This window comes from Blautia massiliensis (ex Durand et al. 2017) (assembly GCF_001487165.1).
Lineage (GTDB): Bacteria > Bacillota > Clostridia > Lachnospirales > Lachnospiraceae > Blautia_A > Blautia_A fusiformis.
The window spans coordinates 1,849,015-1,864,902 of record NZ_LN913006.1 but is presented as its reverse complement, the minus strand read 5'-3'; the positions used below and the strand labels follow the sequence as shown (position 1 = coordinate 1,864,902).

The 15,888-nt window shown below is 44.6% G+C and carries 13 protein-coding genes; 10 read left to right on the top strand and 3 right to left on the bottom strand.

Translation table 11 applies throughout. The annotated features are described in order from the left end of the window. Positions 1-93: 93 nt before the first annotated feature. The 7 genes from BN3261_RS09540 to BN3261_RS09510 are packed head-to-tail and all read left to right on the top strand — an operon-like array spanning position 94 to position 10,346. Entirely contained in the window at positions 94-996 is a 903-nt protein-coding gene (locus tag BN3261_RS09540) for an undecaprenyl-diphosphate phosphatase (RefSeq protein ID WP_059086131.1), read from the top strand. 24 nt (positions 997-1,020) lie between these two features. Then, complete coding sequence (locus tag BN3261_RS09535) at positions 1,021-1,932, top strand: hypothetical protein (RefSeq protein WP_059086130.1); 912 nt, start codon at positions 1,021-1,023, stop codon at positions 1,930-1,932. Between the two features lie 27 nt (positions 1,933-1,959). Beyond that, the gene (locus BN3261_RS09530; protein ID WP_021651922.1) at positions 1,960-3,156 is read left to right on the top strand and encodes a CDP-glycerol--poly(glycerophosphate) glycerophosphotransferase; all 1,197 of its coding nucleotides are present in this window, start codon (positions 1,960-1,962) and stop codon (positions 3,154-3,156) included. Between the two features lie 14 nt (positions 3,157-3,170). Next, a complete protein-coding gene (locus tag BN3261_RS09525) occupies positions 3,171-4,835 on the top strand; it encodes a CDP-glycerol glycerophosphotransferase family protein (protein WP_059086129.1) in 1,665 nt (554 codons plus the stop codon). A gap of 23 nt (positions 4,836-4,858) precedes the next feature. After that, complete coding sequence (locus BN3261_RS09520) at positions 4,859-7,627, top strand: CDP-glycerol glycerophosphotransferase family protein (RefSeq protein ID WP_059086128.1); 2,769 nt, start codon at positions 4,859-4,861, stop codon at positions 7,625-7,627. Positions 7,628-7,642: 15 nt separating this feature from the next. Further along, on the top strand, positions 7,643-8,719 hold the full coding sequence (locus BN3261_RS09515) for an acyltransferase family protein (protein WP_059086127.1): 1,077 nt from the start codon (positions 7,643-7,645) through the stop codon (positions 8,717-8,719). A 52-nt stretch (positions 8,720-8,771) separates the two neighbouring features. Next, the gene (locus BN3261_RS09510; RefSeq protein WP_059086126.1) at positions 8,772-10,346 is read left to right on the top strand and encodes a serine hydrolase; all 1,575 of its coding nucleotides are present in this window, start codon (positions 8,772-8,774) and stop codon (positions 10,344-10,346) included. Positions 10,347-10,485: 139 nt separating this feature from the next. On the opposite strand, the gene BN3261_RS09505 is transcribed toward BN3261_RS09510, so the two are convergent. Continuing rightward, complete coding sequence (locus BN3261_RS09505) at positions 10,486-11,406, bottom strand: substrate-binding domain-containing protein (protein ID WP_059086125.1); 921 nt, start codon at positions 11,404-11,406, stop codon at positions 10,486-10,488. Beyond that, the gene (locus BN3261_RS09500) at positions 11,399-11,611 is read right to left on the bottom strand and encodes a TOBE domain-containing protein (RefSeq protein ID WP_015527392.1); all 213 of its coding nucleotides are present in this window, start codon (positions 11,609-11,611) and stop codon (positions 11,399-11,401) included. The genes BN3261_RS09505 and BN3261_RS09500 overlap by 8 nt, the downstream gene beginning before the upstream one ends. A 307-nt stretch (positions 11,612-11,918) precedes the next feature. Here BN3261_RS09500 and modA point away from each other — a divergent pair, with 307 nt between their 5' ends. The 3 genes from modA (at position 11,919) to BN3261_RS09485 (ending at position 14,633) form a co-directional block, all read left to right on the top strand. Beyond that, the gene (modA, locus tag BN3261_RS09495) at positions 11,919-12,821 is read left to right on the top strand and encodes a molybdate ABC transporter substrate-binding protein (RefSeq protein WP_059086124.1); all 903 of its coding nucleotides are present in this window, start codon (positions 11,919-11,921) and stop codon (positions 12,819-12,821) included. A 67-nt stretch (positions 12,822-12,888) separates the two neighbouring features. Beyond that, positions 12,889-13,584 (top strand): molybdate ABC transporter permease subunit, encoded by a 696-nt coding sequence (modB, locus tag BN3261_RS09490; protein WP_015527390.1) that lies wholly within the window; start codon positions 12,889-12,891, stop codon positions 13,582-13,584. Then, the gene (locus BN3261_RS09485; protein ID WP_059086123.1) at positions 13,584-14,633 is read left to right on the top strand and encodes a sulfate/molybdate ABC transporter ATP-binding protein; all 1,050 of its coding nucleotides are present in this window, start codon (positions 13,584-13,586) and stop codon (positions 14,631-14,633) included. Before modB ends, BN3261_RS09485 begins: the two co-directional genes overlap by 1 nt. A gap of 84 nt (positions 14,634-14,717) precedes the next feature. On the opposite strand, the gene BN3261_RS09480 is transcribed toward BN3261_RS09485, so the two are convergent. Beyond that, positions 14,718-15,806 carry a PucR family transcriptional regulator gene (locus BN3261_RS09480; protein ID WP_059086122.1) on the bottom strand — a complete coding sequence of 363 codons (1,089 nt, stop codon included), beginning with the start codon at positions 15,804-15,806 and terminating at the stop codon, positions 14,718-14,720. Positions 15,807-15,888 lie beyond the last annotated feature (82 nt).

Sequence of the window (15,888 nt, the reverse complement as noted above, 5' to 3'; positions counted from 1 at the left end):
TACGAATTGTCAAATATGTAATATACTGATAAGGACGGGGCCGTCGTTCACATACCGGCCCTGTCCTTATCTTGCTTTTGGAAAGGAGTTAACATGATTTTTATAGAATTACTGAAGGTTATCCTTCTCGGTATTGTGGAGGGAATCACCGAGTGGCTTCCGATCAGCAGTACCGGACATATGATCCTTGTGGATGAGTTCATCAAGCTGAATGTATCCGAGGCATTTATGGAATTTTTCCTGGTGGTGATCCAGCTTGGCGCGATCCTGGCAGTTGTTGTACTGTACTGGAACAAGCTGTGGCCTTTTTACATAAGAAAAATCCCGAAGAAAACACAGATGGCACTGCGTAAACAGCCGGCAGTACCCAGAACTGTCCTTACTTTTGTAGAAAAATACTGTGATAAGGATAAGTGGACCCTCTGGTTTAAGATCCTGGTAGCATGTCTGCCGACGATCATCATCGCTCTTCCTTTTAATGACATTATTGAAAAGAAATTTTACAACTATGTGGTCGTTGCCATCATGCTGATCGTTTATGGTGTGCTTTTTATCGTTATCGAGAACTACAACAAACGCCGCAGACCAACCTGCACCAGACTGGATGAGCTTTCCTTTAAGACAGCGCTGATCATCGGCTGCTTCCAGGTGCTTTCCGTGATTCCGGGAACATCCCGTTCCGGATCTACCATTATCGGAGGAATCCTTGCAGGAACATCCCGTACAGTTGCAGCAGAATTTACCTTTTTCCTGGCAATTCCGGTTATGTTCGGAGCAAGTCTTCTGAAACTGGTCAAATTCGGTTTTGCCTTCAGCTCTACAGAGCTGATCATCCTGATCGTAGGTGTTGTGGTATCCTTTGTGGTATCTATTCTTGCCATCAAATTCCTGATGGGATATATCAAGAAACACGATTTTAAAGTATTCGGCTGGTACAGGATCATCCTTGGTATCCTGGTGCTCGGATACTTCGTTGGAAAAACATTTTTAGCATAAAACTGCAATCTGGAGGTAATCATTATGAAATATAAGAAGCTTTTGATCGTACTGACAGCAGTGACGGCGCTTGGTATTGCCGGCTGTGGAAAATCATCAAAGGAAACAGCAGAGGTGACACCAACACCGGTTCCTACAGCCGCACCTACGGCTGCACCGGCTACATCCACACCGCTTCCCACATCTACACCTGCACCGAAGCTGATCGGTGTAAAGACCAGTACTGCAAAATTTGTTTATCTTACCAACAGCACGAAGGGAGAAATCCGTGAGATCTATCTCCGCGCGGCAGGAGGGGAAGAATGGGGCAAAAGTCTTGTTCCTGCAGAAGCTACCATCAAAGATGCGGAGCAGGTGCAGATGTATTACACCCCGGATTCTGCAAGAGATGCCATCTATGATATGAAGATCGTAGACGGAGACGGAAATGCCTATGAGATCTACAGTGTACAGCTGAGCGATATGGAAAAGGCAAAACTGATGATCGATAACGGAGAAGCATACCTGACCTATACAAGCCTCAGTGACAAGAGTGAGAAGAGCACTATTGGCAATGTGGAAACGGATAACAGTGAGGCGGACAGCAGTGATTCCGCAGACAGCACAGATACTTCAGATCTGACAGATAGTTCTTCCGGTATCACGGATACTTCTTCCGACAACAGCGATGGAAGCTATGACAACAGTGATGATGGAAGCTATGATAACAGTGATGACGGAAGCTATGACAACAGCGATGACGGAAGCTACGACAGCAGCGATGACGGAAGTTACGACAACAGCAGTGATGATGGAAACTATGATAGCGGCGACTATGTAGATGACAGCAGCAACAGCGGAAGCGGTGACGATTCTCTTGACAACAGTACAGATACAGATGACAGCGGAGACGGAGAGATTGTCTGGGATGATAACGGAGACTGGTCAGAGGAATAAAACGGGATTCTGCAAACAGAGGGAAACATGGAACAGACATTTCTTGAAAAACTGAAACGAGTAAAACCGGGGGATCTGCTTCACATCATCAAGTTTATCCTGGCATTTCCCATTGCGATGGTCTACAGACTTTTTCGCAGGGACCTCTGGCTTCTCTGTGATACGGAGAATGAATGCCGGGATAATGGATTCTGGCTGTACAAATATCTGAGAGAAAATACCAGTGAGGATGCAGTGTACGCCATCAACAGAAAATCTCCGGATTATGCCCGGGTAAAAAATCTGGGACCTGTGATCCAGTATGGAAGCTTCCGCCACTGGATCTACTATCTGGCTGCATCAAAAAATATCAGCTCCCAGAAAATGGGAAAACCAAACGCAGCCATCTGCTATGTGCTGGAGGTTTACGGAATCCTACGGAACAAGCGGGCGTTCCTGCAGCATGGGATCATTACGGCAGATCTTAGTTTTCTGTATTATCCCCATACAAAAATGAGTCTTTTTGTTACCAGTACCTATGATGAGTGGAAATATGTCAATGACCGGTACGGATATCCGGAAGGCTATGTGCAGGAGCTGGGACTGTGTCGTTTTGACCAGCTTCATGATATGAAGGTAAAAAAGAACCAGATCCTGATCATGCCGACCTGGCGTATGTATATCCGCAATGAGATCTCAGCCTCTGATCACGAGCTGGAAGCACAGAAATTCATGGAAACCGATTATTACCGGTACTGGGATGCACTTCTCAAGGATGAGAGACTGATCCGCTATATTGAGGAGAACGATCTTCAGATCATCTTTTATCCGCACAGGGAAATGCATCGGTTCCTGAAATATTTTCATGTGGATCATCCGAAGATCACAGTGGCGTCCTGGCCTGAGTACGATGTGCAGACACTCCTTAAAGAGTCCGCAGTGCTGGTGACTGATTTTTCCAGTGTGGCCATGGACTTTGCCTACATGAAAAAGCCACTGGTCTACTACCAGTTTGACAATGAAAAATTCCGGCAAAGTCATCATCAGATCGGGTATTTTGATTTCCGGAAAGATGGCTTCGGTCCGGTATGTGTAACGGAACAGGAAGTAACGGACTGGCTGATCCGCCTGCATAAGCAGGGATTTGCCAATGAAGAGATCTATCTGGAAAGACACGGAAAATATTTTGATCTGTGGGATACAAAGAATTGTGAAAGAAATTACAAAGCGATCAAAGAAATGTAACAGGTGGTGAAAAATTGCAGCAGTTAATGGAAGCTCCGGCGGAGATCAAGGTAAAAACCAGGAAATTTTCGCTGACAAAAGGAACCATAAAGATCAGTTTTGAGCTGGAAGGATCCAGAGGAAGGATCCGTTCCCTGAAGCTGAAACAGCGAAATGCAGTGTTGGATACAAGTTTTCCTTTTGAAATGCAGACAGCAAAAAAAGGAAATACGATCGTGTATCATGCACAGATCAATGTAGATCAGTATCCGATGGAAACCGCATTCTGGGATGTGGTGGCATCTGTGGATAAAGAAGGAAAAGGAAATTATGAGGATGCGATCCTGGGAGGCTTAAGTTCAAAACTTAAACTTAAGCTGATCCTTTTTCCAAGATGGACCAGAACCGGGGATGGGCATATGGTTTATCCCTTTGTCAACGGAGCAAGGCAGTTTACCATTCAATACCGGAAATATGATCCGAAATATGACAGCTATGCATTTATAGCAAAAGAATTTCTTGCATTATTCTGCTATTTTATCCTGAAACCTTACTGGGATCATAAGAAATTATGGCTGATCTGCGAGAAATACTGTACAATGGCACAGGACAACGGCCTCTATTTTTTCCGGTACTGTATGGAGCATGCATCGGAGAAGGACAGAAGTCGGATTTTTTATGTAATAGATAAAAAATGTCCGGATTATCAGGCTGTAAAAGAGTATGATGCCAATGTGATCCAGTTCATGTCATTTAAGTACATGATCTATCTCAGCGCTGCACGGTATCTGATATCTACCGATGCAATCCGGCATTTTTATATCTGGGATTCGCCCAACAGCATCTACAAGGTTCTGTATCAGGCACGGAAGAACATTGTATTTCTCCAGCATGGAGTGATGGGCTTCAAGCAATGCCACAGGACCTTTCATAAAGGCGGAGGCAATCAGATGGCACTGTTTGTGGTGTCTTCGGGTTATGAACAGAAGATCATCCATGATTATTTCGGATACGATAATGAAGAGATCATCATCACTGGTTTGGCCAGATGGGATGTGCTGGAGGACAAGTCGGATCCGGCTCATAAAGAGATCCTGCTGATGCCTACATGGAGAAGCTGGCTGGAGGATATCAGCGAGGAGCAGTTCAAAAAAAGTGAATACTATCAGCGTTATAAAGCATTTCTGCAGGATGAGAGGCTTAAGACTCTTCTGGAAAAGGAAAATATCACGCTGAATTTTTATATCCATCCGAAATTCCGGGAACATATCCGGAGCTTTCAGGTGGAAGACAGGCATATCCGTCTGATCCCATTTGGGACTATGCCGCTGAATCAGCTTCTGATGAGCTGTCATATGCTGATCACCGATTATTCTTCTGTTTCCTGGGATGTCTACTATCAGGAAAAACCGGTGGTATTTTATCCCTTTGATCTGGAAACCTATGAGAAAGTCCAGGGAAGCTATATGGACTACAAAAAAGATGTTTTCGGAGATCTGGCATGGGATCAGAACCAGCTGGTAGACCTTATCGGAGAATATGCGAGGAACGGATTCCGTGAAAAACCGGAATTTTCAGGAAGAAGAGATGAGCTTCTTCCCTACAGGGACAATGACAACAGCAAACGAATTTATGAATATATAGCCAATGCTCAAATACCGGACAAACTGAAAAGAAGGCTGAAAGAGAAAAAATTTTAATGTAAGGATACAAAAGGAGCAATATGAACAGGGAGTATGAATTTTCAGTAGTTGTTTTTGCAAAAGATACCGCAAAGCTTTACAGAACCTTTAAAAATGTACGTGAGGTCACACCGGAAGGAACGGTACAGATCCTTGCAGTATGCATTGCAGGAGATATGGATATTCCTGATGAACGGGACATGCGGGAGCTGGAGGAAGCCGGAGAAAAGGAGAAAGAGCTCAAGGACGAAGAGCTGGATAAGATCTACGGAGAGTTCAATCCGGAGGATCCTCGTTTCCGGGAGATGCTGGATGACCGGGATCTTTTATATATTGACGGACTGGAATGCGGGGATCTTGTGGCGGAGCTGAAGGATAAGATAGCCGGAAGCTATGTTGTTTTTGCAAAAGCCGGAATCCGTTTTTCCCCAAAATCCAGTGCAGAGATCAGACGCTGCTTTGAGGAAGAAAACAGAGATGTTGTCCTAACAAAGATCCGTGGAAAAGGAAATATCTATGTGCGGGAGCATAATAATTACTGTAACCGTTTCACCGAAAAAACAACGCTGGATAACAATGTATATCTTCTGCATCAGCTGTATACCGCTTACACATTTGCCGCAGATCAGGTGAAATGGGTATCCGAGATCCGTCCGGAGATCTGGTATCTGGATGTGATGACCATGGTATATCAGTCCGTTGTAAGCTGCCGGAGTCTGGGAGTGGCTTCAGGGGAAGATATCTATGTGCAGATCCTTGCGGACCATCTCATGGTGGATGATTGGAAGAATATGCTGCAGGATCCGGACCAGCTGGAGGTATTTTATCAGGAATTTTTCCGAAAGATCGCAGACTGCAGAATAAAAGAAAATCCTGTTCATGAAAAAAATGCAGATTATGTGCTGCTGTATTACAGCGCAAAAATAGCTGATATCATATTTGATAACGAGAAGCTTGATGAAGAGAAAAAGTGCAGATATGAGGAAGGTATCGAAAGCTTCCTGAAGCAGATGGAGTTTCCGGAGATCGTGATGTCCAATCAGCATATCAGCAGGGCAAACAAAGTATATCTTCTCCGGAAATATTATCCGGATATATGCAAAAAATTTCCGGATCAGGCAGACACGATCCTGAATCCCATATATGACAATCTCCGTGTCAAGATATTCCAGCCGGAAAAAGACCAGCTTCACTGTGAATTTTCCATTGTGGAGCCTGTGAGCAGGACAAACCGTGCATATATGATGACTGGTGGCAACACCTATGAAGCCAGATGGAAATATACACTGGAAAGAACCGGCTGGTGCAGAGAAGAAAGTGCCGTTGAGAAGCTGTATATCGTGGACATTCCGCTTTCCGAGATCCGGGAGTTTATCAGCTGGGGCACAGGCACAGATGGACATATAAATAAAATGTACAATATTTCCTACGGAAAATATGTGCCATTTACAAAGAAGCTGCCGCTTTTCCTGCATATAGAGGATAAGCTTCTGTATCTTAACGAAAAAGTCCGGATGATCCGTGGAGAGGATCAGGAAGATGCAAAGGTTCTGGGCCATCAGTATGAAGTAACGGTAGAGCCATACAGTCAGAGTAGGGAGAAACAGCTGAAGAAAAAACGCACCAAAGCAATATTTTCTCAGGGAAAGGCCGGAAAAAAGGCAGTTCTCGTACGTAAGCTCTACGAGATGCAGAAGGCAAAGCAGAAAAAGCAGATCTGGCTGATCTCCGATCGTACAACACGCGGAGATGACAACGGCGAAGTGATGTTCCGCTATCTCTGCGCCAATCCGGACCCTACGGTGGAGCCGTACTTTGTAGTCAACAAGGATACACAGGATTATGTGGAAATGAAGAAGCTTGGAAAGGTTGTGGAGCCTTTCTCCTGGAAGCATAAGCTTCTGTTCCTGCTGAATGAATTTTCACTGTCCTCCCAGGCTAACAAACCGGTGATCAATCCTTTTGGAAAGCTGGAGTATCTGTACCGCGATATCATCTATGACAAAAAGCTGGTATTTTTACAGCATGGTGTGACCAAAGACAACCAGTCCAAGTGGCTGAACAAATACAACCGTAATCTTTTCGGATTTATCGTCAGCACAAAGCCGGAATATGATTCTGCCTTTACCTATGACTATTTTTATCCGGAAAAAAATATCTGGCTTACGGGAATGCCGCGTTATGACCGTCTGGTCCATGATGAGCGTAAGTATGTGACGGTGATGCCTACCTGGCGCAAAAGCCTTTCCTCAGGAACCGATGCCAGAGGGGTATGGCAGCTTGGAAAAGAATTTCAGGAAAGCGAATATTTCCATTTTTATGATGATCTTCTCAACAGCGAAAGACTTCTGGGAGCGGCAGAGAAGTACGGATATACCATCTGCTTCATGCCTCACCCAAATACCATTGACGGTCTGCATATGTTCCGTCATGATCCACGGGTAAAATTTATGGATTCGTCTTATTCCTACAAGGACATTTTTGCCCAGACAGATCTGATGATCACGGACTATTCTTCGGTTGCCTTTGATTTTGCATATTTGAGAAAACCCATCGTATACTCCCAGTTTGACAGAGACAGCTTTTTCAGTGGCGCGCATTCCTACACAGAGGGATACTTTGACTATGAGAGAGATGGCTTCGGAGAGGTGGAGCATACACTGGACGGAACTGTGGACCGGATCATCGAATATATGGCAGACGGCTGTCAGATGAAAGAGGAATATCGGAAACGAATGGATGAGACCTTTGCATTTAATGACCGTAACTGTTCCAAACGAGTTTATGAGAGGATCATCGAGAATCGGTAATATGGAGGTTGGATTTTGGAAGGAAAGCAGGCAATAAAGTTTGATAAATATAATTCTCAGGCGATGAAGGGCATTGCCATTGTTATAATGCTGTTCCATCATATGTATCTGAGTCAAGATAGATTTGAGGGGCTGAATGTTGTTTTCACTCCGTTTTCAGCAGATCGGATCATGTATCTGTGCAGAACATTTAAGATCTGTGTACCGATCTATGCATTTATTTCCGGATACGGACTGTATCTCAGTTACAGAAAAAATAATTCTACACCTGGCAAGTGGACAGCCAAAAGACTGATAAAAACAATGGGAGGGTTCTGGATTATATGGGGGCTTTCTGTTGTGAGCTCACAGCTTTATAACGGCTATGCCGTGGCCAGATATTTCGGAAACGGAAATATTGCCAAAGGTGTTAGCGCAATGGTGCTGGATTTTTTTGGTCTGGCGAAACTTTTCGGAACTTCGACTCTGAACGGAACCTGGTGGTATATGAGTGCGGCGATCATTTTTATCATCTGCGTGCCACTGTTTATGATAAAGGAAGAATATCTGGTATTTATTCTTGTGGCTGTTGCAGCATTTCCACGGATAATTTCCCTGGAGGTTATGGGAATTACGGGTATTTATGCATTTTTACCGGTATTTCTCATGGGAATGTGTGTAGCCAAGTATGATCTGTTTAACCGATGGTTTAAGATATGGAATGCTGGAATGAAGCATGTTTTCAAATTTCTTCTGGAGCTTCTTGCGGTGTTTATTTTGTATAAAGCGTACAGAACTTTGCCGCTGACGGTATACAGTGAGATCCACTGGGGTGTGTATCCAATTGTATTTATGGCATTTTGCTGCGAATTTATTAATGTCATTCCGGGAGTGCGACAGATTTTATTGTTCCTCGGAAAACATTCCATGAATATATTTCTGATACATACATTTATAAGAAAATCTTCTTTTGTGTATGTGAGTGGATATTTTCTGACCAATACACTGACGCTTCTGCTGGCTTCACTGGCAGTGTCCATAGCGCTGGAATGGCTGAAAAAGGTAAGCGGATACAACCGCCTGATCCAGAACATCTGTGTGAAAATAGGATAATAAAGATAAAGGAGAAAGACCTGCCATCGTCTGTGGCAGGTCTTGTTAAAGTATGAAAGCAAAAAAAACAGTTTGTATATATTGGTTGATATTAGTAGTGGTTTTTGGATGTATTATTGGTGCCAGAAGTACAGAGATAAAGGTCGAGGCTGCTGAAAGAACGGTACGATTTTGGGATAACAGTGGAAATTATCTTCAGAAATCTGGCGGGAACTGGTATTTGAAAGATTCTAATAAGCGAAAACTTACCGGATTACGTTATTTGTCAATCCCAAAGACAGAGTTTTTAAAAACAGGATTTTATATGTTTGATAAAAACGGAAAACTTTTGAGAAAGCAATCCGTTTATTATTTCGATAAAAAGACAGTTTCTGGTGTCCGCTTTGATAAATACCACATCACAGACTCCAATGGAAGAATTTCAAAGGGAGAGCGTGGCTTTGTAAACATAGCTGAACAGAAGGTACGGGGCAAAAAAATTATCGCAGGCATTTATTATGTGGAAGCGTACGGAAAACTGGCTGATCGTGGAACAGTACGCTATATAAGACAGAGAAGATTCGGTGGGCGTAATTTTAAAGGTGGTTATTATTATTTCTATGGAACCGGAAGAATCTGCATGCGTCCGTCTTTTCATAAAGTGAACAAAACAGTTCAGGGAAAAAAGTTTAACGGAATTTATTATTTTGGCAATGATAACGGAAGAATGGTACAGAAGGCAGGGTGGGTAACCTGTGAGGGCCAGCAATATTATGTAGACCAAAATGGAAAAATGCTGGTGAACCGGTGGAAAGATGGTTATTACCTGAAATCGAACGGAACCATTGCGAAAAATATGAAAACACCGGATGGTCAGTATGTGGACTGGCAGGGAAGAAAAAGTACAAGATCAGAGTATGCTCTAAGTGCATTTAAATCGGAATTGGAGAGCTTTGTTTCTGCCTACGGTGGAGAATGGTCTGTTTATATAAAAGATCTGAAAACAGGAAATGTTGTAAACATAAATGATCGGGAAATGTATCCGGCAAGTACGATCAAGGCATTTGTGATGGCGTCGGTCTATGATCAGATCCGTCAGGGAAAAATGCAATACAGCTCCGGTGTGTACAGCTTGCTGTGGGATATGATCACCGTCAGTGATAATGAATGTTATAATGAACTGGTAAGGCGTCAGGGAGGCGGAAGCTTTGTAGGAGGAACGGCTGTAGTGAACCAATATCTTCGAAAGAACGGTTACAAAAATACCGGTTGTCACAGTTCCCTGCATCCGTCTTCTTCTGCCTGGAGCAGTGATGGCTGGCGTAACACGGCATCTGCAAAAGATTGTGGGATACTCTTAGAAAAAATCTATCGAGGTCAGTGTGTTTCTCAACAGTATTCCAGAGAAATGCTAAATCTTTTACTGCATCAGACGAAACGATACAAAATTCCATCAGGTCTTCCGACAGGTATAGTATGCGCGAACAAAACTGGTGAGACAAGCTCAGTTCAGCATGATATGGCAATCGTCTATGGAAAGAAAACAAATTATGTATTATGTATATTTTCAGAAGGCGCTTCCGAAGATCATTTACTGTACGGAATTCGTTCGATTTCTTCAAGAGTATATCAATATCTGAATAAATAAAGATCAGCCAGCAGTCATAGGATCAAGAAACTTCCTTAATTAGGCAAAAATAAGGAGTGATCATTGACGTGCTGGCTGATTTTGTATTATCAAAGAAATGGTTGCGGAAGAATTTTTTACATAAGCGTTTTTCTTAGCCCTAAATATGCCGGATATTTCCGGTGTCAGTAGTATCGTATCCGGTTTGAAGAGCTAAAAACCGGCGGAAAGGTTCGGATGCAATGGTTTCCGCTACGGCCTGAAAGCCGGGGGTGCTCAGATTTTTGGTCTGCATAACCAGGAAGAGTGATTCCTGGCAAACAGGAAGAAAATCCAGCTCTGGAAAGCTTCTCGCTACACAGGCCTCGCCAAGAGCTATGTCTGCCTGTCCGCCAGCCACTGCAGCAGCCGTGGAGTGATCGGTAACAAGCTCATTTCGATATCCGGATATGGAATCCGGTGAAATTTCGGAAGACAGAAGTGTACGGTCAAGAAGGATACGACGGCTGCTTCCTTTTTCGCGGTTCACAAAAATAATATCTGCCCGTGTAAGATCAGAAAATCCCCGGATATTCTTGGGATTTTCTTTTTTTACATAGAAGCCGACAGGATATTGACACAGAGAGATCACAGTCAGTGGGATACCGGGTATAAGGCTATGGATATCTTCCGGTGAGGCGGATGCACAGGCAATGTGGACTTTTTCAAAATAGAGAGAATACAGTCCGTTGTAGGTGTTCATGTGAGACTGCAGAACCGGCAGATTGTCCGGGTGTGTGGGAAGCTGATTTAGGAGAAGATCCAGAGCCGGAGAAGCCTGTCCGCTGATGATCAGTCCACTGGAATGCAGAAGATAATCCCTTTTCAAAAGAGAACTCTCCGGCTGGTGATCATAAGACTGAGCAGAAGACGCAGAACATTCCGAACCCTTAAGATACTGAGACAGCTGTTCCTCGCTGACCCGTAGCTGTTTGCCGACTTTGGAGGAGGAAAGCTCTCCGCGTTTGATCAGGTCATATACTGTGGATTTTTTGATCTTTAGTTTATCTGCAACTTCCTGTGTTGTGTAGACTTTATTCATCGATACCTACCATAACATTGGTTGCCTTAATAACTGCGTAAGCATCAGAGCCTACTTTCAGTCCAAGTTCTTCCACCGCCGCACAGGAGATGGTAGCAGTGATGATATTTCCACCACCGATATCAATGGAAACGATGGAATTTACAGCTCCCTGGTTGATGTTGATGATTTTTCCTTTTAACTGATTACGTGCACTGAGTTTCATAAGTAATTCTCCTTTTCTTGAATATTGAATGAACCGGATCAGGCAAATTCTCTGCTTCCGTTGTGCAGAGCAATGAACCTTGTGTGGGATTTGTCTGTATCAGGAGTGCTGTAAGCCACTCATGATAAGAAACGAAGCGGATCGTGAACATCCGCCTGGCTTGTCAACTATGTATTTATGATAGCACTTGTAGAGAAAAACAGCAATGCCTTATAGCTTGACAAGAAACTTTCCTTTCGGTAAAATTAAACAAAACCATTCAAAACTAAACAAAACTGAACGAAACGGAAAAGGAGAGAAACAAAAGATGAAGAAAAAAATCTTAGCAGCCCTTACCGCGGGAATTTTAACAACAGGCCTTATGACCGGAACTGTTTTCGCGGCGGACACAGAAGTGAAAGGTGATGAGAACCTGAAGGGAGAGGTTTATGCATTTATTGCTGCCAGCCTCAGCAATTCCATGGAGGAGATCCAGAAGGATTTCAATGAGCTTTATCCGAATGTAACGATCTATTACAGTGCAGACAGCTCAGGTACACTGCAGACACAGATCGAGGAAGGTGCACGCTGTGATCTTTTCTTTTCAGCAGCAGATAAACAGATGGATGCCCTCACAGAGGAAAAACTGACAAAGGAAGACACCGTTAAGGATCTTCTTGAGAACAAAGTCGTTCTGATCAGACCAAAGGACGGAGAGACAAAGGTAACAGGATTCGAGAATATCACAGACGCTGAGAATATGGCGCTTGCAGGAGAGGATGTTCCGGTGGGACAGTACGCCCGTGAGATCTTTAACAATCTTGGAATCATGGACGATGTAAACAAAATGGAGATCAACGAGTGCAAGAATGTAACGGATGTACTTGCAGCAGTCAGTGAAGGAAGTAATGAGGTTGGTGTTGTATATGCGACAGATGCTGCATCTGTTACTGATAAAGTAGATATCATCGCAGAGGCGCCGGCAGACAGCCTTAAGACGCCGGTTCTTTATCCTGTGGGACTTATCGAGGACAAGGAAGCATCGGAAGACGATACCAGGGCTGCAGAGGCTTTTCTTGATTATGTAGAGTCTGACGCAGCGATCAAGGTATTTGAGGACTATGGATTTACAGCATATGAGGATGAGGATTCCGAGGATGCCACAGAAGCTTCTGCAGACAACACGGAGGCTGAGGACAGCACAGCTTCCGCAGACAGCACATCCAAATGAGTATGATGTAGAAAACCGGCAGGCAGTAAATATTGAAACACAGTAAATGCCGGCACAGGAATGAAATATGACAGAATTTTTGAGAGAAATAAACTGGAGTCCTCTGTGGATTTCCTTAAAAACAGGTCTGGCAGCCACAGTGATCGCTTTTTTTCTGGGAATATTTTGCGCCCGGAAGATCATGAAGCTGAAGCCGGGAGCCAGAGCAGTACTGGACGGGATCCTTACTCTTCCGCTGGTACTTCCTCCTACAGTGGCTGGATTTTTTCTGCTACTGATCTTCAGTCTGAAAAGGCCCTTCGGAAGCTTTCTTCTGGATAATTTTGATATTAAGATCGTGCAGACCTGGAAGGGCTGTGTGGTCGCAGCGGCAGTGATCGCATTTCCGCTGATGTACCGCAATGCTCGGGCTGCTTTTGAACAGGTGGATATAAATCTTATCCATGCAGGCCAGACTCTGGGGATGAGCGACAGCCGGATATTCTGGCGGGTAGTCATGCCGGCGGCAGGACCGGGGATCGCATCCGGAACAGTGCTGGCATTTGCACGTGCGATCGGAGAATATGGCGCAACCTCCATGCTTGCCGGAAATATCCTTGGAAAAACCAGAACAGTTTCTGTTGCCATTGCATCAGAGACAGCAGCCGGAAATTACGGAACTGCAGGATTCTGGGTCGTTGTGATCGTGCTGATCTCCTTTGTGATCGTAGCGCTGATCAATATCGTATCCGGAAAAGGTATGAAAACAAGAAGGTGGATCTGATGGCAGTCAAAGTAAATATCGAAAAAAACTTCTGTGATTTTTCCCTGAAGGTAGATTTTGAAGGCAGTTCGGCAGCCATTGGGCTTCTTGGTGCTTCCGGCAGCGGAAAAAGCATGACCTTACGCTGTATTGCAGGAATCGAAACACCGGATAAGGGAAGGATCGTTATCAATGGAAAAACAGTGTTTGATTCTGAAAAAGGGATCAATTTGAAACCGCAGAAGCGACGGATCGGATATCTGTTTCAGAATTATGCGCTGTTCCCGACCATGACAGTGGAACAGAACATCCGCTGCGGTTATCGTGGGGAAAAATCCTCCGCCAGAGAAAAAGTGGCAGATCTGATCCGGCGATATCATCTGGAGGGGCTGGAGAAGCGCCTGCCTTCACAGCTTTCCGGCGGACAGCAGCAGAGAGTGGCACTGGCCAGAATGATGATCGGAGAGCCGGAAGCTATTCTTCTGGATGAGCCGTTTTCCGCACTGGACGGTTACCTGAAGGATGTGCTCCAGCGGGAGATGCAGGATTTCCTCAAGGACTATCCGGGAGATATGATCCTTGTGACACACAGCAGAGATGAGGCCTATAAATTCTGCAGGGAGCTTTCCATTGTACATGAAGGCAGGATCCTTGTGACCGGGGAGACAAAGCAGCTGTTTGAGAGACCGGGACTTCTGGAGGCAGCAAAGCTTACCGGCTGTAAGAATTTTTCCAGAGCGGAGAGGCTGGGACCGCACGAGATTTATGCGGCGGACTGGAAAATGAAGCTCCATACCGAAGAAAACGTAGATATGGATATTACCCATGTAGGAATCCGAGGCCACTGGATCCGCCCGGAATCAAAGCCGGGTGAGAACTGTATGGCAGTACGGGTAGACCAATACATAGAAACTACATTTGAACATCAGTATATGATCCGAAACAAAGCGGAAGAGAATGCTGCCGGATTATGGTGGATGCGTCCCAAAAACAGCTTTACGGAGGATCCGGATAAAGATCTTCCGGAATATCTGTATCTTCCACCGGAGCATCTGATGCTGCTGAAATAAAGAACCCCCGGAAACAGACATTATCTGCTGTTTCCGGGGATTTTTTGTGTTCCTGCATTTTGGATGGATTTTTACGAGCAGAATCTATTTTCCATGATTTCCGGAATAGGTGATGTAATCGGACACCATCATGGCAAGCTTGAAGGCCAGTGCATCCTCAAAGGTACGGATATCCAGGCCAAAACGCTTCTGCAGCTTTTCAAAACGGTACACCAGAGTATTCCGGTGCACATAGAGCTGTCTGGAGGTTTCAGAAAGGTTCAGGTTATTTTCAAAGAAGGTCCGGATGATATTGAGGGTTTCGTCGTCAATAGATTCCAGGGATTCTTCTCCGAAGATCTCGCCTACAAACATGTTGCAAACCTGAGTGGGAAGCTGATAGATCAGACGTCCGATGCCCAGACGGTTGTAACCGAAAACGTTTTTGTCAGCATAAAAGATCTTGCCGACCTCCAGAGCAGTGCGGGCTTCCTTGTAGGCATCGGAAAGCTCCATGATATCATCTGCAACATTGCTGTAGGAAACCCAGGCAGAGGTCATGGCCTCTGTATTGAGCATATCCACCAGCATGCAGGCGATACCATCCAGTTCTTCGTAGCTTTCGGTGCTCTGAAGCTCACGTACTACGATGATGCCGGAATCATCCAGTGCAGTGATAAAATCTCGTGTACGGGCAGAAAAGATGTTGCGGATGGTAGCCAGGGCATTTTCGTCCTTGTGCTGCTTGGTTTCCACAAGAAATACCGCACGGCGGGCAGAAGGTGTGATATGAAGACGGGCAGCCTTGTTAAAAGCTTCTACCTGGGAATAGCGGTCCAGGAGAAGATTCTGCATAAAGGAGTTCTTGTCTGTTTTTTCCGTATAGGCGGTGAGGAGACTTTCTACCTGGCAGACAGCAAGCTCTCCGATGGTAGAAGCCTGCTCTCCGGAGCCCCATACGATCAGAAGCATATTGCTCTGAGGTATGTTGTTCAGCTTGTACAGACTGCAGCTGCGGTTGGAGATGCATAAGGCAGGATCCTCCCGGAACTGAGCAAGCTTTTCAGAAGAAGGAAGTCGACGGTCCCCTGTGGAAATGTATATCTGATCATTTTCATCCAGAATACAGAAATCAAGACCGCTGATCCGGTTCCAGTCATCCAGACATTTTTGAATTGTTTGCTGTATTTTCATAAAAAGCGTCCTTTCTGATGTGAAATAAAACTAGTGAAATAAAAAGAAACCCCGGGAAATCATATCCCCGGGGTTACATTCT

What these genes read in the sequence shown, in the direction of transcription:
- BN3261_RS09485 (WP_059086123.1), top strand. Translation starts at nt 13,584, where the DNA reads ATGGCAGTCAAAGTAAATATCGAAAAAAACTTCTGTGATTTTTCCCTG.
- modB (WP_015527390.1), top strand. Translation starts at nt 12,889, where the DNA reads ATGACAGAATTTTTGAGAGAAATAAACTGGAGTCCTCTGTGGATTTCC.
- BN3261_RS09510 (WP_059086126.1), top strand. Translation starts at nt 8,772, where the DNA reads ATGAAAGCAAAAAAAACAGTTTGTATATATTGGTTGATATTAGTAGTG.
- BN3261_RS09535 (WP_059086130.1), top strand. Translation starts at nt 1,021, where the DNA reads ATGAAATATAAGAAGCTTTTGATCGTACTGACAGCAGTGACGGCGCTT.
- BN3261_RS09500 (WP_015527392.1), bottom strand. Translation starts at nt 11,611, where the DNA reads ATGAAACTCAGTGCACGTAATCAGTTAAAAGGAAAAATCATCAACATC.
- modA (WP_059086124.1), top strand. Translation starts at nt 11,919, where the DNA reads ATGAAGAAAAAAATCTTAGCAGCCCTTACCGCGGGAATTTTAACAACA.
- BN3261_RS09505 (WP_059086125.1), bottom strand. Translation starts at nt 11,406, where the DNA reads ATGAATAAAGTCTACACAACACAGGAAGTTGCAGATAAACTAAAGATC.
- BN3261_RS09520 (WP_059086128.1), top strand. Translation starts at nt 4,859, where the DNA reads ATGAACAGGGAGTATGAATTTTCAGTAGTTGTTTTTGCAAAAGATACC.
- BN3261_RS09540 (WP_059086131.1), top strand. Translation starts at nt 94, where the DNA reads ATGATTTTTATAGAATTACTGAAGGTTATCCTTCTCGGTATTGTGGAG.
- BN3261_RS09530 (WP_021651922.1), top strand. Translation starts at nt 1,960, where the DNA reads ATGGAACAGACATTTCTTGAAAAACTGAAACGAGTAAAACCGGGGGAT.
- BN3261_RS09480 (WP_059086122.1), bottom strand. Translation starts at nt 15,806, where the DNA reads ATGAAAATACAGCAAACAATTCAAAAATGTCTGGATGACTGGAACCGG.